15 protein-coding genes and 2 pseudogenes are annotated in these 19497 nt (G+C 46.8%); 10 read left to right on the top strand and 7 right to left on the bottom strand.

The window, feature by feature from the left end:
* The 5 genes and pseudogenes from B5D35_RS18540 to B5D35_RS18520 form a co-directional block, all read left to right on the top strand.
* On the top strand, window positions 1-3763 hold a 3763-nt coding region (locus tag B5D35_RS18540), incomplete at its 5' end, for a non-ribosomal peptide synthetase (protein ID WP_078754008.1).
* 264 nt (window positions 3764-4027) lie between these two features.
* Window positions 4028-4459 carry a hypothetical protein gene (locus tag B5D35_RS18535; RefSeq protein WP_078754007.1) on the top strand — a complete coding sequence of 144 codons (432 nt, stop codon included), beginning with the start codon at window positions 4028-4030 and terminating at the stop codon, window positions 4457-4459.
* Window positions 4460-4482: 23 nt separating this feature from the next.
* Entirely contained in the window at window positions 4483-4938 is a 456-nt protein-coding gene (locus B5D35_RS18530; protein ID WP_078754006.1) for a GNAT family N-acetyltransferase, read from the top strand.
* Window positions 4939-5060: 122 nt separating this feature from the next.
* Window positions 5061-5507: pseudogene (locus B5D35_RS18525) on the top strand (GNAT family N-acetyltransferase).
* A gap of 38 nt (window positions 5508-5545) precedes the next feature.
* Window positions 5546-6244 carry a class I SAM-dependent DNA methyltransferase gene (locus B5D35_RS18520; RefSeq protein ID WP_244556659.1) on the top strand — a complete coding sequence of 233 codons (699 nt, stop codon included), beginning with the start codon at window positions 5546-5548 and terminating at the stop codon, window positions 6242-6244.
* A 66-nt stretch (window positions 6245-6310) separates the two neighbouring features.
* On the opposite strand, the gene bfr (B5D35_RS18515) is transcribed toward B5D35_RS18520, so the two are convergent.
* The 3 genes from bfr (B5D35_RS18515) to B5D35_RS18505 form a co-directional block, all read right to left on the bottom strand.
* Window positions 6311-6790: a bacterioferritin gene (bfr, locus tag B5D35_RS18515; RefSeq protein ID WP_078754005.1), complete on the bottom strand. Its 480-nt coding sequence runs from the start codon at window positions 6788-6790 to the stop codon at window positions 6311-6313.
* 8 nt (window positions 6791-6798) lie between these two features.
* On the bottom strand, window positions 6799-7269 hold the full coding sequence (gene bfr / locus B5D35_RS18510; RefSeq protein WP_078754004.1) for a bacterioferritin: 471 nt from the start codon (window positions 7267-7269) through the stop codon (window positions 6799-6801).
* Window positions 7270-7514: 245 nt separating this feature from the next.
* Window positions 7515-8108 (bottom strand): TetR/AcrR family transcriptional regulator, encoded by a 594-nt coding sequence (locus tag B5D35_RS18505; protein ID WP_078754003.1) that lies wholly within the window; start codon window positions 8106-8108, stop codon window positions 7515-7517.
* Window positions 8109-8317: 209 nt separating this feature from the next.
* Between B5D35_RS18505 and B5D35_RS18500 the strand changes: the two genes are divergently transcribed.
* The 4 genes from B5D35_RS18500 to B5D35_RS18485 all read left to right on the top strand — a co-directional run bounded on the left by B5D35_RS18500 (window position 8318) and on the right by B5D35_RS18485 (window position 15477).
* Window positions 8318-9412 carry an efflux RND transporter periplasmic adaptor subunit gene (locus B5D35_RS18500; protein ID WP_078754002.1) on the top strand — a complete coding sequence of 365 codons (1095 nt, stop codon included), beginning with the start codon at window positions 8318-8320 and terminating at the stop codon, window positions 9410-9412.
* 3 nt (window positions 9413-9415) lie between these two features.
* A complete protein-coding gene (locus B5D35_RS18495) occupies window positions 9416-12466 on the top strand; it encodes an efflux RND transporter permease subunit (RefSeq protein ID WP_078754001.1) in 3051 nt (1016 codons plus the stop codon).
* A gap of 275 nt (window positions 12467-12741) precedes the next feature.
* Window positions 12742-14811, top strand: a complete 2070-nt coding sequence (locus B5D35_RS18490; protein WP_244556658.1) for an AHH domain-containing protein — start codon at window positions 12742-12744, stop codon at window positions 14809-14811.
* Between the two features lie 117 nt (window positions 14812-14928).
* Window positions 14929-15477 carry a YbhB/YbcL family Raf kinase inhibitor-like protein gene (locus B5D35_RS18485; RefSeq protein ID WP_078754000.1) on the top strand — a complete coding sequence of 183 codons (549 nt, stop codon included), beginning with the start codon at window positions 14929-14931 and terminating at the stop codon, window positions 15475-15477.
* A 122-nt stretch (window positions 15478-15599) separates the two neighbouring features.
* Here B5D35_RS18485 and B5D35_RS25000 read toward each other — a convergent pair whose 3' ends face one another.
* Together B5D35_RS25000 and B5D35_RS18480 are read right to left on the bottom strand one after the other, a co-directional pair.
* A complete protein-coding gene (locus tag B5D35_RS25000; protein WP_244556660.1) occupies window positions 15600-15845 on the bottom strand; it encodes a ribosomal protein L7/L12 in 246 nt (81 codons plus the stop codon).
* A pseudogene (locus tag B5D35_RS18480) lies at window positions 15828-16583 on the bottom strand (transporter substrate-binding domain-containing protein); the annotation flags it as partial. The gene B5D35_RS25000 and the pseudogene B5D35_RS18480, both read right to left, overlap by 18 nt.
* Before the next feature lie 236 nt (window positions 16584-16819).
* Between B5D35_RS18480 and B5D35_RS18475 the strand changes: the two are divergent.
* On the top strand, window positions 16820-17776 hold the full coding sequence (locus tag B5D35_RS18475; RefSeq protein ID WP_078753998.1) for an AEC family transporter: 957 nt from the start codon (window positions 16820-16822) through the stop codon (window positions 17774-17776).
* A gap of 168 nt (window positions 17777-17944) precedes the next feature.
* Here the strand turns inward: B5D35_RS18475 and B5D35_RS18470 are convergent, their stop codons facing one another.
* Both B5D35_RS18470 and B5D35_RS18465 read right to left on the bottom strand, forming a co-directional pair.
* Window positions 17945-18610, bottom strand: a complete 666-nt coding sequence (locus tag B5D35_RS18470; protein ID WP_078753997.1) for a TVP38/TMEM64 family protein — start codon at window positions 18608-18610, stop codon at window positions 17945-17947.
* 89 nt (window positions 18611-18699) lie between these two features.
* On the bottom strand, window positions 18700-19449 hold the full coding sequence (locus tag B5D35_RS18465) for an SDR family oxidoreductase (RefSeq protein WP_078753996.1): 750 nt from the start codon (window positions 19447-19449) through the stop codon (window positions 18700-18702).
* Between the last annotated feature and the right edge of the window lie 48 nt (window positions 19450-19497).

The following is a 19497-nucleotide window of genomic DNA, read 5'->3' as shown; positions in this document are numbered from 1 at the left end:
CATGAGACTACGACGATTGATGGGTGTAGCCGATCAGATCGTAGCTTCTAGATTTAGTTCCATCGATTTAAGCAACAAAGCCGACTTCCACTTCAACTTGTCTGCATCGTTATCCGAGAAATTGAATACGTTGGCGCAGAAAGAAGGGACGACGCTGTATAGCGTGTTGTTGGCGGGATTCTACATTACGCTCAGCCGTTGGACAGGCCAGAACGACCTCCTGATCGGTACCCCAACGGACAACCGTTCTCATCCGGACACACAGTCTCTGATCGGGTTTGTTGTTAATACCGTGGTGATGCGAGGTCTCATTAATCCGGCCGAGTCCATCAGCGAGTTGGTTCAACGTACCCATCAAAGCGTTGCACAAGCCAAGGCGCATCAGGACATGCCGTTCGAACAATTATTGAATGTGCTAGACGTAGAGCGAGACAACAGCCGACATCCGCTATTCCAGGTCATGTTTGTCCTTCAAAACTTTGCTGAAAAAATGGATAAGCTATTGCCACTGGATCCCGTTAAAGGACATGGCGTACCTTCCCCTGCAAAATTTGACCTCAGCCTGTTTCTGTCTGATTGCCACGGAAATATCCGGGGGACACTAAATTATGCGGTGAGTCTGTTTGAACCCTGCACCATCAGCAGGATTGCTGAGATGTTCGAACAAGTGCTTGAGGCCATGGTTCAATGTCAGGCGCAAGCCGTCAAAAACATCGATGTCGTGACAGCGGAAGAAAAAACGCGGCTTCTCAATTTAGATTGTTTTACACCGACAATCCCATTGGACAAAACCCTTCACCAAAGCATTGAAGATCAAGTAAAGCAAACACCTGACAACATCGCCCTTGTCTGTGGTGAAGAAAGTCTCACCTATGCCGAAATGAATGATCAGGCCAACGCATTAGCAAGTCATATTCGAAAGCAATACGCCTGTCACTATGAGCAGGAAATGCCAGTAGAAACACTGATAGCACTGTATCTGGATCGCAGTATTGATATGGTCATCAGCATTTTAGCCGTGTTAAAAGCGGGAGGCGCTTATGTTCCCGTATCGCCAGATTTTCCGGATGAACGAACCCGTTATATCTTTAACGACACACAAGCAGCAATGGTACTGACTCAATCCAGCTATCAGTTGGATGTCAGTGAACTCATGCCGACTGGTAGGCAAAATGCGTGTCTCATCGTTGGCCGTATCGATGAACCACGGGAAAGCGCATTACCCATAAACGCGGTAACCTCCGATAACCTCGCCTATGTGATTTATACGTCTGGTACCACGGGGACACCCAAAGGCGTAGCTATCAGCCACCAAGCATCCGTGAGTCGTAACCACTACATGTCATTGGCCAGCAAAACCAAGGACAATGTCTATTTATTTAAAACCAACTACATCTTTGATGTTTCGGTCTCCGATTTGTTCTCTCACTTAATGGTAGGAGCAAAAGTTGTTATCTCTCACTCCGTATTTGATATCGAAGAAATCGTCGCTCTGCAATCGGCACACCGTATAAATGCTTGTCATTTTGTGCCCTCTCAGTTCCCTGTATTGTCTCAGGCTGGCGCACTGGGGAATGACATTAAGCGACTTTACTTCAGTGGTGAAAACCTCACTACCGAACAGCTTAAACTGATTGATTTCCAACAGATTGACGTCATTAATTACTATGGGCCGACAGAGACAGGCGAAACCACACTTTATCAACCAAGATCATCTGCAGAGCAAGGCATCATTGGCCGTTCGTTTCCGGGGGCTCGGGCCTATGTGTTACAAGATGAGAAGTTGGCACCTATCGGTTCACCGGGCGAGCTATACATATCAGGTCCCGGTCTGGCACGGGAATACCTGAATAACCCGGATCTGACGGCAGAGAAGTTCGTGACAAACCCCTTCTGCAACGCGGAAGAAGGAACCGCCTATAAGCGCATGTACAAGACCGGAGACAGAGTACGGTGGCTGAAAAATGGTCATCTTGAATACTTGGGCCGCAACGATAACCAGATAAAGATACGAGGTTACCGTATTGAACTCTCCGAGATTGAAAGTGTTATCGCTGAGTGCAAAGGCGTAGAACAGGCGGTCGTGGTCGCTCGACAACACAATGAACAAACCCTACTCGCCGCTTACCTTGTTCTCAGTGAGGAAAACATGGTCAACTTGGAGACCATATACTCGACGGTATCAACCACACTGCCCGCCTACATGGTTCCCTCAAGTTTCACACGGATAAGCCATGTTCCTTTGACACTTAACGGAAAACTCAACCTCTCTGCTCTGCCAGAGCCTGAAAGCCCACGGGAGGGTGACCACAAACACCGTGAACCTGAGAATGAAAAACAGCGGCGGTTGTGCCACCTCTGGCAACAGGAAATGGGTATCACCCGCGTAGGCATTGACGACGACTTCTTTCATCTCGGTGGAAATTCGATGACAGCGATAAAGCTTATCCATCGCATCAATCAAGAGTTGGACAGCAACCTATCGCTAAAAACCATATACAGCCACCGTACGGTCAGAGCATTGAGCCTTCTGGAAAATGCTCAAACGACCACCAGCCACGTTATCGCCGAAGCGCTGGACCCTGCCATTGTTCCTGCTGTGCCAAAACCCGATGCCACACTGCCTTCAATACTACCAGACACAGACGCATCACCATTGATTACTGGGGCTGCAGGCTTTGTTGGGAGATACTTGTTGCACGAACAGCTCATACATTCATCGCGCCCCGTCTACTGCTTATTGCGAGGAAGCAGCGAGGTCTCTGCCTATAAGCACCTCCGAAGCAAGTTGGTTGAAAATCGCCTTTGGTGCGATCATTTCGAAAGACGAATTCGCGTCGTACTGGGCAGCATAGATAAACCGAAACTCGGAATGGCTGAAGAGGATTATGCACATATCTGTGAGTCAACAAATGTCATTTACCACTGCGCGACTTACATGAACCATTTGGCCGACTATACCGAAATGAAAGCAGCAAACGTTGACAGTATTGGAGAGGTTCTATCGCTCGCAGCCACAGCGCGTCCAAAACGTGTTGTATACCTATCTACAACCGGGGTCTTCAACGACCAAGAAGGGCGTCGCGTAGAAGAGCAAACTGATATTTCGAAAGAAGTTCACACTTGTGACAATGGTTATCTGGCAACCAAATGGGCGGCCGAAATGCAAATGCTGGAGGCACAGAGACGAGGCTTTGATGTGTCAATTGTTCGCCTTGGACTAACATCCGGGGCAACAAGTGGCCATTGTGATCAAAAACAATGGTTAACGCAGTTGCTGCATACGGTAAACGAGCTAGGTTGCTGCTTCAATGAAGCATTTATAGATGCATCGATCCTCCCTGTCGATTATGTGGCTAAGGCTATCTGGACAATATCGCATCAGAACGAAATGGCGCCGATTTATCATCTTGCGAACAACAACAGCTCCTCATTTTCTGAGCTGATGTTGGAATACAATAAAGTCTCTCGCTTACCCATAGAGCAGGTTAGCTATCCGGAGTTTATTCGCCGTTTGTATGCTCATCAAAGGCAAGGAGGAAAAATTGCTGCTGCACACCTCTTTGCTGATGACTTAAATGCGCTGGCGAAAAACGGCCAACCACCATCCACGCCTTGCACGTCAAATGAAACCAAGGTATCCAGCACCAATACGATTACTTATCTCAATCGACTCGGCTTTACCAAGCCAGACATAGATGGTCAACTCATCGAGAAATACATGCACTTTGTCTCTGGCATCAGGCGGATTCTGAGCCTTTAAACTCTGGGTGGAAACTTACTTTGAAGGGAAAAAGCAATCAACGCCCTTTTCAGAGCAAACACCGATAACACTCTGCGTTTTGAACAAATCGGATAGCATGTTTTACTGAAACAAACGGTCCTTGATTTGGACCGTTTTTTATTGACGCTGCTATAAAACATTGAAAATTAACGTGGAAATCACGTGTAATGTTCGATATAAACAAACGCACCGTCTAGCATGTTAGACATCTGAAAAATTCACTACAAAGGCAACCTCGACGTCATGTTTTTACTGCTTTCCAGAAGAAATGGATTTCTACTTAGTGCGGTATCCTGCGCCTTGTTTCTCTTCCTGTGTATTTTTGCATGGCAACACTCAAGCACATTGGCTGCATTCTTGGCATATATTGCATTTGGGTTAACACTGATTTTTGTACTTAGAGCAACGCGTTTTATGTACACCATCGAAATGCTTCAAGGTGATAAGAGCAAATTGGTAAGGCATATGCTCTTCATGGCGACAAAACTCATTTTATTGCCAGGGCTCACCACCTACCTCTGGTTTCAGCACCACCGGCTGCTTAAGCAGATGCTCGAAGTGAATCGTTCAACACCTGATGAAAATAAATTGCCTGAAGCTGATATGCATGTTGCACCGACGTCGCTTATCAAAACATATTTGCAAATCACGCGGACGGAAAGCAACAATCATTGACCAGCCATCAGAGATGTTTAGTTATGCACGGCCTATTTAATACATTAGCGTTGAAGCCGACAGCAAAGAAAGAGTTCCAAGCCATAAGTGACATGGAAAAAGCTGACGATACCCATCAATTAATCATTCCTCACACGAAAGACAAGCATCTCGAAGAGAGCAATAAACCACACATTATTTACTTGTCTATCATCGTCGATGATGTGTTAAGTGGATTTATTATCCTCGCCTTAGAGGGTACGGACACTGTCGAATTTCGCCGCATTGTGGTAGGCGATAAAGGCAAAGGTATTGGTCAATCTGCTATCAGAGCAATGGAAAACTATTGCTCTCAAACCTTAACAAGGAAGCGTATCTGGCTCGATGTGTTTGAAACAAACACACGAGGTAAACACATCTACTCAAAGCTTGGTTACCAACCGTTTTCAACATCAGAATATAAAGGTAATACTCTGTTGTTAATGGAAAAAACACTTTAACCAGCCACTGTTGCTTCGTTGCGAATGTCATTTTTCTTGTACTTCTCATTTAAGGCAAATGATAATCGTCTACACACCTTCTACACTCTCAGTGATCCAGAAAATGTACAGAAGTGAGTCTTATGAAATATTTAGAAGTAGACCCGAACACTGCGCCGCTTGACCTGCTTCTTGAAGCTGACCCGTCTGAATCAAGTATCCAAACCTACCTGTCAGAATCATGGTGTTATGTGGTGCAGGAAGACAATGAGACCATTGGTGCTTGTATCGTTAGGCCAATGGATTGTGGAGCCGTCGAAATCTACAACATTGCCGTGTGTCCAAACTGACAACAGCAAGGTATCGGCACAAAATTGCTTGAATTCGCCATAATGCAGTTGAGACAAAAAGGCATCCGTCGTATTGAGTTGGGCACAGGAAGCTTCGGTTATCAACTTACTTACTATCAAAGACTTGGGTTTCGTGTGGATCGCATTATCAAAAACCATTTCCTCGACAATTACGCCGAGCCTATTTGCGAGAACGGCATACAACATAAAGATATGCTCAGGCTTTACCTTGAATTATGATCCCTGCGTTTTTCCTACCGTTTCAAGGTGATGCTTTCATGAAATCTGACATGTATTCCAAGTTTGCACAGCAATATGATGATGCTGTGCAAGACAATATCTATAACGCACAGTTAGAACGCCCGACACTGCAATCCATGCTCGATGCTATCGAAGGAAAAGACATTATCGACCTTGGCTGCGGTTCAGGTATTTACGCCGAATATTTTCTCGCTCATCACGCACGCTCTGTTACCTGTATTGATTTCTCCGACGACATGGTCGCCATCGTAAAACGTAAATTTGGCGATAAGGTGCACGCTTATCAGCAAGATTTATCAAAAGGCCTCCCTAAAGAGCCAAATGCAAGCTTTGATCTTGCCGTCAGTCCATTGGTACTTCACTACATTGAAGACCTTAACGGTGTTTTTAAAGACGTTCATCGCGTACTCAAGCCGGGCGGTTATCTTGCATTTTCTACGCACCACCCCTTTGCAGATTTTGAGTGTACGACAACAGGTAACTACTTTGACCGAGAGCTAGTGAGAGAAGAATGGAACACTGTCGGCGAGCCTGTGCAAGTCGCCTTTTATCGCCGTTCACTGGCAGAAATCACGGACGCGATCACGGATGCTGGTTTTACCATCACGCAGATTTCAGAAGGGAAAATTGCCAAAGAAGCAAAGCTGATTTGTGAAGAAACCTATGAGCGTCTTCGTAATCAACCGAATTTTATCTTTTTCAAATGTAAAAAATAATTCGCCAAATTTAAATAAAAAAGCCGCTCCTCAAGAGCGGCTTTTTGGGCGAATAGCTATATCGAGCTAGGCGGGTTTGCCCATTTTCGATTGAATATAATTCTGTAGACCCACGTTCTTGATCAGCCATAATTGCTTTTCAAGCCAGTACATGTGATCAGACTCCGTATCATCGAGGAGCTCAACCAGTATTTCTCTGGTTTGAAAGTCATGCTTTTCTTCGCACAACGCGATGACATCTCTTAACGCTGAGGCCACTTTGTACTCGTATTGAAGGTCGTTATTAAGCATCTCTTCAACGTGTTTACCGATCGTGAGCTTTTCACGCGCTGCAACGTCCGGTGTTCCTTCCAAAAATAGGATGCGGTTGATCAATCTTGACGCATGCTCTCGCTCATCATCAGACTCATGATTAATGCGCTCATACAACTCTGCCAGTCCCCAGTCATCATACATTCGAGCATGAACGAAATACTGATCCATGGCCGACAACTCATGGGCTAATAAATAGTTGAGTGCGTCAATAACTTCTTGATTACCTTTCATATTGCCCCCTAGTCGTCCGTGTGTGATTGCAAGTAGTTTTGGATGCCGGTCAGGCCAATCAATTCAAACTGTGCTTCCAGCCAATCGAGGTGTTCTTCTTCGTCTTCCAACAATTCATTAAGAATATCTCGGGTGACATAATCTTTTTTGTCTTCGCAGATGGCGATAGCCGCGCGTAGTTGAACCAATTCTTCTTCAACCATGACTTTATCGCAGCTCAGCATTTCTTCCGCGTCTTCACCGATTCTGAGACGTTCCAGATGCTGGAGATTTGGTAGGCTTTCGAGGAAAAGTATGCGCTCAATTAGCTTGTCTGCATGCTTCATGTCCTGAATGGATTTCTTGTACTCCACCTCATTCAACGCCTCTAAACCCCAGTTTCTGAACATCCTCGCATGGAGAAAGTACTGGTTTATTGCCGTCAGTTCAGAGGTCAATATCCTATTGAGCTCAACAATGACTTCCTGATGCCCTTTCATAACAGCATTCCTTGTTTCGTGTTGCATTAACTACTGGAGGAAAGGATAAGTAAATTTTTTGTTAACCGCAAACCAAAAGTGCAAGTTTTTCAACATGTTGGTTAATGAGAAGCATTGCCATTATCGTTACATATTGCGTTTACATTCCGCTATTTCCGCGGAGAGCTCGACGGGCGTTTTAAACAGGGAGGATAAACAGGCGGTTAGCGGAGCCAGAGGTGAGACAGGCTTCGCTAACAAAATGACTAGTTACCACAAGCACCTAAGACAACGCATACCAGATGCTCGATTTTTTCATCTAGCTCCTTTCCCATCGGGACAGGCTGCATTTCAAAAACCTGAGGCCAAAACAAGGTTCCTTGAAACAAACTGGTGTAGATATTGGTGATTTCCTTAAGCCCAATATCTTTCAGTTTCCCCGCTTCAATCGCGGCAGCGAACCATTGTGTCACTGCTTTTTTACTGTAAAGCTTGGTAATGACGCTTCTCGCCAAATCAGGTTGACGTAAAAACGCCATCACGATGGTACGAGAAAGCGGGATACCGTATGTCTGATAAAGGATTTTCGCTTCCATAAGGCTGATTTCAGTCAGTTGATCATGAAGGCTTTTATTCGCATCAAACGGATATTGCAGGTTTTCATCCACGGCAGCCTGAATGATCATCAGTACCGCTTCAAACAACACTTCCTTGCTTTCAAAATGCCGATACAATGTGCGCTTTGACACTTCAGCGGCTGTACATACACGGTCCATGTTTGCAGCGATAAACCCATGTTGAATAAACTCTTCTTTCGCTGCGGTGATGATAGATAAACGCTTTTTTTCAGAGCGTGTCATGTCATTTCTCCTGATGAGCACACGGCGACTTTAACAAGTATAAACAAAAAAGTACACTTTAGAGTTTACCTTCTGAGTGAATATGAATAATATAAACTCATGAGTTTACTTTGGAGCCCTATTTTAGTGCTCTCAAGCTAGGCAATCCGAATTTACACGCACTTTTCGGGTCGAACCTGACCCTTCTTTTATTGGAGAATAAGGTAAAAATGGTTGTTAAGAAGTCCCCATTGGCAGCATTTAAAGCCAATGCGCTTGCTGCAAGCATTGCAATGTCTGCGCTCATTTTGACTGGCTGTAGCGAAGAGCCTGTTCAGCAAACTGTTGCCCCCGTGATCAAACCTGCGCTGACGGAAGTTGTATCAACGCAATCCGGTGATGAGCTAAGTTTTAACGGTGTAGTACGAGCAGCAGAACGTGCAGATCTGGCATTCCGTGTTGGTGGAAGGTTGACCAACATCATGGTGAAAGAAGGCGATCAGGTTAAAAAAGGCCAAGTCCTTGCGTTGCTAGACGCGCGCGACGCAAAAACGGCGTTGGAATCTGCCCAACTAGAGCTAAAAAACACAACGCTTGAATACAATCGTGCGAAAGCCGTTTTTGAAAAAAGCCAAGCGATCTCTAAAGCCGACCTCGATGCGATCACAACGCGCTTTGACTTGGCGAAAAACCGCGTCGAAGACGCTAAGCGCCAACTTGAGTATACAGAACTAAAAGCACCCTTTGACGGCGTGATTGGCCGCAAGCTGGTGGATAACCACGTACAAATTCAAGCCAATGCGCCCATTATCGTATTGCACGATCTGAGCGACCTGGAAGTGGTTATTAATATTCCACACAAAGTCATGCTCTCGGGTGTCAACAGCCGCGACGCAAGCGCAGAATTGTCCGCAATTCCTGGTCAGCACTTCCCTCTGGAATTGCGAACCTTTGCGACAGAGGCAGACCCTGTCTCTCAAACTTACCCCATTGTTCTCGGTTTCGCTGACCTTAAAGGTTTCCGCGTATTACCTGGTATGGCAGTAAAAGTGATTCCAGCGAACAGTGAAAGTGACGCACTGGAAAACATCACTGTTCCATTGACTGCTGTGGTTCCAGATAACCAAGGTAAACAATTTGTCTGGGTTGTTGGTGAAGACAATACCGCACAGAAACGTTACATCGACGTCGGTGCGCTATTGAAAAACCGTATTGTCGTCAAAGACAACCTGAACGTTGGTGAACGCGTGATTATTGCTGGTGTATCCAGCGTGAAAGAAGGCATTGAAGTTCGCCCATACACTGACGCACGCGTTGGAGCATAATCGATGGATATTGCACGTTATACCATCGCAAAACGCACTAGCGTCTGGGTTCTTATCGCGCTGACTCTGCTTGGTGGCTATATCAGCTACCTGAAGCTTGGCCGTTTTGAAGACCCAGAATTTGTTATCCGTCAGGCCGTGATCAACACGCCGTATTCTGGCGCGACAGCACAAGAAGTATCAGACGAAGTCACCGATGTCATTGAAGGAGCGGTTCAGTCGCTTCAAGAAGTGAAAGAAGTGAAATCCGTGTCTAAACAAGGCATGTCTGAAGTCACCGTTGATATAAAGCTTGAGTTTGCAAGCAGTGCTGCTGATCTTCAGCAGGTCTGGGACAAACTGCGCCGTAAAGTCTCTGATGCCCAGCGACAATTACCGCCAGGAGCAGGTCCATCTATCGTTAATGACGACTTTGCAGACGTTTATGCACTGTTTTTCGCGGTAACAGGTGATGGTTTCACGGATAAGCAGCTTCAGGATTATGTCGACACTTTACGTCGCGACTTAGTACTTGTGCCAGGCGTAGCGAAAACCGCCACACTCGCAGAGCAACAGGAAACCATATTTGTTGAGATTTCTAGCGAAAGACTGGCGAAATTTGGCGTTTCTGCGCAGAAAGTATTTCAAGTCCTTCAAAAGCAAAATCTGGTGACAGTTGCTGGTAGCATTGAAACTGACTCAATGCGTATCCCTGTGATCCCAAGTTCCAGCATCGATTCTTTTGCAGATTTGAAAAACCTGCAAGTTGGCGTGGGTGATAACAACACCGTGCTGCGTTTAGGTGATATCGCAGATGTGACCCGTGGTTACCAAGAGCCCTCGTCGATGCTGATGCGTTACAACGGCGAGCGTGCTGTTGGTTTTGGTATATCAAACGTGTCTGGCGGTAACGTCGTAGACATGGGCGATGCAGTGAAAGCGCGTCTGGCCGAGCTTGACAGCCAGCGCCCGTTGGGTATGGAACTGCATGTCATTTCCATGCAATCTGACTCTGTACGAGCGTCTGTTACTAACTTTATAGATAACCTGATCGCCGCCGTCGCGATTGTGTTTATCGTTCTTCTTTTGTTTATGGGCGTTCGCTCAGGTGTGATCATCGGGTTTGTTCTTCTGCTTACCGTAGCAGGAACGCTCTGCATCATGCTTATTGACAATATCGCCATGCAGCGTATCTCGTTAGGTGCACTCATCATCGCGCTGGGTATGCTGGTAGATAATGCCATCGTTGTCACCGACGGTATTCTCGTTCGCTTCCAACAAGAGCCGGATGCGGACAAAGAACAGGTTGTTTCCGAGGTTGTAAACGCAACCAAATGGCCACTGCTTGGCGGTACTGTCGTCGGCATCTGTGCGTTCAGTGCAATTGGCTTGTCGCCGTCTGACATGGGTGAATATGCAGGCTCGCTATTCTGGGTAATTCTTTACTCTATGTTCTTAAGCTGGGTGTTTGCAGTAACCGTTACGCCAATGCTTTGCTATGACTTCCTGAAAGTTAAGCCAGTAAAAGCAGGACAAAAACCGGGCCGCACAGTTACCGCATACAAAGGCTTGCTGATGTGGGTACTGAAGCACCGAATCATCAGCTGCTCTTTGCTTTTTGGCACGATGGCGATGGCGATCTGGGGCGTGAAATTTATACCACCAGGTTTCATGCCAGACTCTCAGCGACCACAATTCGTTGTTGATGTTTACCTACCACAAGGCTCTGACATCAAGCGCACCGAGGCTGTGGTTGCGAGTATCGAAAAAGACGTCAAAGCGAAAGAAGGCATCACTAATATCACCAGCTTTATTGGTGGTGGTGGTTTGCGTTTTATGTTGACGTACTCGCCTGAGGCGCGAAATCCTGCCTATGGCCAATTGCTCATCGACATCGATGATTACAAAAAAATAGCCCCGCTCATGGGTGAACTGCAAGGCGAACTGGATGCAAAATATCCTGATGCATCTATTAAAGTATGGAAGTTCATGTTAGGTCGTGGGGGCGGCAAGAAAATTGAAGCCGGCTTTAAAGGTCCCGACAGTGCTGTGCTGCGTCAATTGGCAGAAAAAGCCAAAGCCATTATGTTGAATGACGACAAACTGATTGCCGTGCAGGATGACTGGCGTCAGCAAGTACCTGTACTTCGTCCTGTTTACTCAGCAGAGGAAACACAACGTTACGGTCTGACAACACAAGAAATTAACCAAGCGATCGCACAAACGCTGAGTGGCCGCAACGTCGGTGTTTACCGCGAAGATGATGATCTGATCCCTATCGTGGTGCGTTCACCAGAAAATGAACGTCAGCATCAGCGGGCCATTGAAAACACGGAAGTATTCAGCCCAACAGCGGGTACGTTTATTCCGGTTAGTCAGCTAGTTGATTCTGTTGATGTCGTTTACCAAGATGCCATTCTTCGTCGAATCGACCGTATGCCAACACTGCTAGTTCAGGCAGACCCTGCGCCGGGTGTGCTGACAGCGGACGCGTTTAACGACGTTAGAAGCAAGATTGAAGCTATTGAACTGCCACCAGGCTATGAACTGAAATGGTACGGTGAATACAAAGCCTCTAAAGATGCAAACGAAGGTTTGGTCATTTCAGCGCCTTACGGTTTTGCTGCAATGATCTTGTCGGTCATCTTTATGTTCAACGCCCTACGCCAACCGTTGGTCATTTGGATGACTGCACCGCTGGCCGTGGTAGGTGTGACTGTAGGTTTGATTGTGTTCCAGACACCGTTTGAATTTATGGCTATCCTCGGATTCCTAAGCTTGATTGGTATGATGGTGAAGAACGCCATCGTACTGGTTGATCAGGCTGATGTGGAAATCCGTGACGGTAAGCTGCCTTACTTTGCCATCATTGACGCTGCACTTAGCCGTGCTCGTCCGGTTTTGTTAGGCGCCCTGACAACCATATTGGGTGTTGCCCCACTCCTGATTGACCCGTTCTTCAAGAGTATGGCCGTAACCATTATGTTTGGTTTGCTGTTCGCAACGATCTTGACCTTGGTGGTTATCCCACTCTTCTACGCCATGTTCTTCCGCGTAAAAGTGGAAACGGCGTAGCAAGCTGACACACCTTTAGGACAGAAATACCGGCATCTCGCCGGTATTTCTTTTTTGCCTTGCATTTTATACAACAACGTTGAAAAGGATTGCTCATACTGAAATGAGACACCACATCACCACGGCTTGATAGCCTTTAGGTGGCTACCACATGCCTATATTTCAGTCCCAAAACAGTCAACGCCTGACAGCAAATCCGAGTCAAAATACCAACGTTGAATCGTCACATCACACACCGTTACAGGGTGAAAAAAGCGCATTCGCGACGAGAACAGTTGAAAAACAAACGGACGTTTCCCCAGTTAAACACCGTTGAAGAACGTGAAGCTGATGCGTTTGCCTCACAGATAATGAACGTCGAAGCACTTCACAACACGCCAAGTACCTCTCGCGCTGCAACAGCACCAAAGGGATATACCAGTCAGCATTCACCGTTGAACCAAGGTGGCTCTCCACTTCCAAAAGGCGTGGCATTTTTTTTCCAACATCGAATCCATGAAGACATCAGCAACGTCAGACTTCATCAAGGGAAAGAATCCGATCTGTTGAATAAGAGCATGGGGGCAAATGCTTTTGCGTTTGAAAACCATATTTGGTTAAGCAGTCGCATACCCATTCAGCCAAACCACACCATTGCACATGAACTTGCTCATGTCTTCCAATGGCAGCAAGGCGCCGCCTCTCGCATTCGTGCTGACATATTCGATAAGTCACTCGTTCAACAACTCACTGACGCGGATTTTGAAGGCGTCAACACCGAAACGGTGGAACGACTTGTCGCCTCTTTATCCGCATATATCGAGAATTTTGAAGAAGGCTCAGTCGACAGATTGGCCTTACAAGAAAACCTTGAAGTTGCCTCACAGGTTTTGGGAGACCGAACCACGTCTCGTCCAACGCCACCCGAAGAACAAACACGAGAAAGACAACAGCGCAGAAGACGGCCTAACTACGATACAGCAGCAAGACGTCGAGATATTCAGCGCATTATGAACTTGGTTCAGGAGGTACACGTCAGTGATGAAGAAGAGGCGGAAATTCTCAGAATCATTGAACGATACGCGACAACACGTCAACGTTTCGATTCTTTCCTCTCAGCGTTAGATAACCGCCACTATTACGGCGGGGCATTCGGCGGTTACCATTTCCGTTCTGGTATTACCGCTGTAAAACGGGAGCTAGAGGGTGCGCGAGGACGACGTTTTCAACGGCTATTGCAACGGAAAAGTCGCCGCTTTTCACAACATGAAGTACCCGACGAGATCACCTTCGCTGGGAGCTTTTGGCAAGACTTATCAGAAGGACAAATTCGCGACCAAATCTTTGCGTATTTTCAAGGCATGGGAGAAGCAGGTGTCGCCATGGCCGAGTCCGTGGTCATGCTTGTTCGTGATCCTGGCGGCTTTATTGAAGCCATCGGAGAGCTCCCAGATAACATAGCTAGATTCTGGCGCAACAGAGAACAATTGATAAACGCATTTACATCCGCATCCCCCACCGAACAAGCGCGTATCATTGGGCGTATTTTTGGCGAAGCAGAAATTTTTCTCGCCACCTCAGGAGCAGGTTCGGCAGCAACACCGGCCAGAGGGACATTAGTGACTGTCCCTGTTAGAGCGGAAGCGGTTGTGGCAGTAGGTCGGGGGTCTGCTGCATTAAGTTCAGGAGGCGCAATCACCGTTGACTTGGGACGTCTCGGCCCTCTCGCTTCACAAGGCGCACAAATGGTAGCCCATACCAGTCAAACAGCCAGCGGTTCACGTGCAATGAGTGAAGCGGCGGATACGATTGAAGATGCGGCACCATCAAGATCCACATCGAGTTCCGGCTCGACATCACGCTCTGCGCCCAGCACGTCCGCAGAGGAAGCGCGGAGACTGGAAATACTGGAAGAGTTTGCAGATGCCCAGTCATCACACCGAAGACCCGATGTCGCACCAGAAGGCACACGTAATGTGGGAACGACAACTCGTCCACGAACATCCTCATTGAGCGATGCAGAGGTACTCGCTGCCAATTTAGAACGAACCGCAGGGACAAGACCACCGGGGCATCATGCTCATCACATCATACCCAAAGGCATGCAAGACGCGGGTCCCGCCAGAGCCATTTTGGAAAGATTTAATATCAATATCAATTCAGAATTGAACGGCGTCTGGCTGGCACGTGATTACATCGTGGCCAATCCAAGTACCGGACAAATTCACTCCACACTTCACACCAGAAGATATATAGGCTGGATCAATCAAGAGTTAACTGCCGCTTCCGCCGGAGGAAGGACGCAGGTATTGGAAACACTTTCTAGCATTCGTAGCCAAATTCTCAACGGGAACCACCCTCTCTAAACGCCATTTTTACTGGGCTCTCTTACTTTTAGATATCAAAAGTCTTGCAATGGACACAAGGCCGATTTCCCTCACTCACCATACTTCGAACGCCATCCATAAATAGGGTACCAAGCAATGAAATTACGCTCAGTTTTATTCACCACGCTGCTCTTTGCGACAAGTCCATTTGCGATGAACCTTTCCAGTCCTCAAATCACTGAAGGTGAAACACTTAGTAAAGGCCAAATCTTTAATAGCTGGGGATGTAAAGGCGACAATCATTCTCCCGAACTACGCTGGGAGAACCCGCCCAAAGGCACGAAAAGCTATGCAGTCACCATGTATGACCCTGATGCGCCAACAGGGAGTGGTTGGTGGCACTGGGTCATGATTAATATTCCCGGTGATGTGAACGGGCTGAGGCTTGATGCAGGGAGAGAAGGGGGAGCGAACCTTCCAGCAGGTGCGCAAATGCAGCGTAACGATTTCGGATTTGTCGGTTTTGGTGGCGCCTGTCCCCCACCCGATGCCCCCAAACATAACTACCAAATCACGGTTTACGCTCTGGACGTGGAAAGCTTAGGTGTTCCCGCTGACGGCTCCCCTGCTCTAGCCGGATACTACATTCTTCAACACCGTATTGGCGAAGCGCAGTTAATTGCACCAACCAACGCGCGTGAGTAAAGAGTTAGGGGCAGACCAATATTACATACGGCAATGGAACCAGGTCGACGACACTTAACCATAACGGGAGCCGAAAGGCTCCCTATGTCTCTGAATAAACTTGTTAACTTGCAGTCATTCCCTTATTGAACGGGCTTTACTTCAACAGTCGCTCCAGCCTCTATCAACGCTGCGGCCACCTTTTCTGCATCGCCTTTGCGCATATTTTCTTTGAGTACCATTGGAAGTTGCTCAACAACCGATTTTGATTCAATCAAGCTCAAGCCAGTGGCGTCCTTGACTGCCTGAATAAGGTCAACTTTGTTTCCATCAGCCCCGACAAGAACAACCTCAAACTTAGGTTCTGCAACGAGTTGGTTTTTCCGCATTAGTTCGGTCTCAATGCCTTTAAGCTTCATTTCATCTATCGCAAAATTCACCGCATTAAGCAGACCTTGCTCTCCTTTGGGAATGAGATAGCCAAATTGGCTGCGCGTAAAAGGATCATCACAGCGCGAGGCTTCCAATTTGGCGTCGGTGACTTCGTAGAAAAAGCCTTCTGGCGTTTCGGTGACCATCACATCGACATCGCCCGCAGCCACTGCTTTAGGCACATCAAGGTTATTTTCAAACTTAGTGAAGGTCGCATTCGGCAAATGACGTTCTGCGAATTTCTCATTGGTTCCCCCAATATTCACACCCACTCGCACACTTGGCGTATTCACCTTTTCCAGCGTGTCATACTTACCCGCGTTTCCTTTGGCAACGAGAAAACATTTACCGAATACCATGTAACCTTGAGTTTGCTCAGCGTTGAGCTGACGCTGCATACGACGAGTTATACCGCCCATCGCAATGTCATATTTGTCTTCTTTCAGTCCCTCTAGCAGCCCTTTCCACGTTGTTGGTACAAACTCGACGTTTACGCCAAGTTGCTCACCTAAATACTGAGCCACGTCGATGTCATACCCTGAATAGGTTTCTCCGTCATAAAAAGAGAAAGGTTTGTAATCGCCTGTTGTACCAACACGGATAACGCCCTTTTCGAGGATATCGTCCAGTTGATCTGCAACCGCGAAACTGGAAAAGGATAAGGCAACGATTGCGATAAGGTGTGATGCTTTCATGGTGATCGGTCTTTTTTGATTATTGGTCGCTTTAATCTATCAACCACGTTGTAATCAAAGGGTCTAAGTATTGAGGATTCAGGCGTTTTTCTTCATCGAACAAGAAAAACCACTGCCCAATCCTACCTTCTATTGAATTCAGCAATAAGGCTATTCAGAACAAGTAGGTTGAGTGTTACCGCATAAATAGCGTAAGTTTTACATTAATACTCTTAAGCCGAGATGAAGAAGAAAAAATGGCGAACATCATTGAACAATTCGCGTTTTCCCTTTCTCTTGTCGCCCCTATATTTTTCATCATTTCTCTGGGTTTTATTCTCAAAAGAATAAAGTGGATTGACACTCACTTTATCGATATTACATCTCGACTTGTTTTCAATGTTGCTCTGCCTGCGATGCTGTTTTTAAGCATTGCCACCGCTGACCATAACTTTTCACAGGCCACTGATTTTCTGGCCTTCTCTGTTGTTATGACGGTGGCCTTTTTCGTGTTTTGCCTTGTCTCAACCAAATTGGTTTTCAAAGGAAGTCCAGACAATGGCGTACTCATACAAGGGAGCTTTCGCGCCAACACAGCCATCATTGGTATCGCTTATATTGAAAAAGCATTTGGAAGCCAAGGGCTTGCGTTAGCAGCCATTTACGTGGCGGTGATTACCGTGGTTTATAACATTCAAGCCGTTATCTGTTTGTCACCGCGTACGTCAGAGTCGAAGCTGCACTCGATAAAAGTGATATTCCTTAATCTTGCAAAGAACCCACTCATTATCGCAATCGCACTTGGCGTTGGCGTTTCGCTGCTCAACATCACCCTTCCTTCTGTGGTGATTGATACAGGCAACTACCTTTCCAGAATCGCGCTTCCTCTTGCACTCTTATGCACGGGTGGCAGCTTAGATTTTCGGATGATGAGAGACGAAAAATTCCCCACCTGGTTTGCAGCCGCTAACAAACTGTTGGTTGCACCTTTTGCTTTTACCTTTATTGGCTATCTGTATGGATTTAGAGGGGTTGAACTGGGGATTTTATTCTTTATGAACGCCGCCCCCGTTGCTGCGGCAAGTTATGCGATGACTCAAGCCGCAGGCGGCAATACAACGTTAAGTGCCAACATCATTGGGCTAACCACCTTGTTTTCAAGCATCACTGTCTGCCTAGGTTCGCTTGTTCTCAAAATATTGGGGTTAATCTAAAAAACCATCAATGAAACTTGAGGTGGATTTGCGCTCACTGTGATTGCCATCCACCAGAAGCGCTATACGGAATACCGAACAAAGCCGCGGGGAAAGACGGCCTTGTTTTTTCGATAAGATGATTGCTTACAATTCACCACGAAAATCGAGCCGCTCATAATGCGTGGGCTATTGCGCGCTAACCGGTGTTTTAAGCAAAAAGTGTTTCAGAAGCCCCCAGCCAATCCAGAAAAAAACAGTTAACGCCGTCGCGGTTAAAATCGCGGGCATCGGGTTTTCTAACGTACTGATTGAGCCTGCATACGCGGCGGTGAAGGTATAGGGCAAATTCACCGCACACCAAGCCAGCAAGAAGGTTAAAAAACGCATACGGCTGATGCCCGACATACAGGCCGTCACTTCAGGAAGGATTGGCATTGCGCGTGAAAGAAGGATCATCAAAATACCATGTCGACGAAACTGCGCGCGAAGCTCTTGGCGTTTAGCGTCATCTTTCACCACAAGATTAACCAGCTTCTCGCCATAAAGTGCGCTTAAACCATAACCGCACACACCCGCGAGAAAGGTACCTGAGAACGCCGCTAACCACCCAAGTTGAGCTCCGACAAAGTAGCCGCCCAACATCATGATCGACAGTGTCGGCACCGCGATGAAAAGATCCAAAAACAGGAGGAAAACAACCGCAACCACCACGGTGACGGCACTTAATGATTGTGCCTGAGCTAACCACAACTCAATTTGTTCGAGGCTTAACCAGCCCATCGCATTTGCCACAATAAAGGTCGAGGCAAAAAAGAGGGCCATTACTCCCATTAACTTAAGTAACGATGTCATAGCCCCTCCTTACGGGGAACGAATGGTGATTTCATGCGGAGACACGACGCTATTTCTCGCAAGCCGCACACGAGTTTTTTGGTTTTCATCTATGACCCTTTTAGCAGTCTACGAGCAGCAAAAGGCGCGACAGCGAACAGCACCCTGAGTACCCGCGTTGCGCCGATATCGAAGTCCTTATCTTTTCGCTCAATGCCCTCAATCATTTTTGATGCCGCCAATGTTGTCGATATCTTGTTGCTGCCTCGCCCCGTTGTCATTTGTGTATCTACCAAAGGCATGAAGACTTGCTGCACCTTGATCGAAGAGCCTTCAAACTGGTATCTCAAACTCTGGGACAAAATATTGAGTGCACCTTTAGTCGCGCAATAGACCGCGGAAGAGGTTTTGGGCACGATGCCCAATGCTGAATTAACATTGACGATTTTCGAAGACGGTGCGGATTGTAAGGAAGGCAATAATCCGTAAATCAATGCACACACGGCTGTGAAGTTGATGTCGATTTCGTATTGAACGGTGCTGAAATTGAAGTGTTTATCATTGAAGTAGGGTGCAAACTGCACAGCCGCATTATTGATTAACATGTCTACTTGAGGGTGATATTTCGCTATCAAACTCGCGAGCCGATAAACCTCTTGGGTGTTCGAGAGATCGACCTGATAAGCAATAACGGACGGGTATTGTTCTTTTAACGCATCGAGTTTTTCCGCATCGCGCCCGAGAACTATCAGTTGATTAGCATGAGAGAGTTGGTCAACCAGCTGGCGACCAATACCTGACGTTCCGCCAGTAAGAGCAATGGTTTTGTGGCTTTGTTGCTTAATTCGATTGGAAGACATGGCAGCCTAAAGTTGTTCGGTTCTTAAGCAATATACTGAGTTTCAGGC

The organism is Enterovibrio nigricans DSM 22720 (genome assembly GCF_900167155.1).
GTDB classification, from domain to species: domain Bacteria; phylum Pseudomonadota; class Gammaproteobacteria; order Enterobacterales; family Vibrionaceae; genus Enterovibrio; species Enterovibrio nigricans.
The sequence above is the reverse complement of the archived record's forward strand: the minus strand, read 5'-3'. Positions and strand labels throughout refer to the sequence as shown.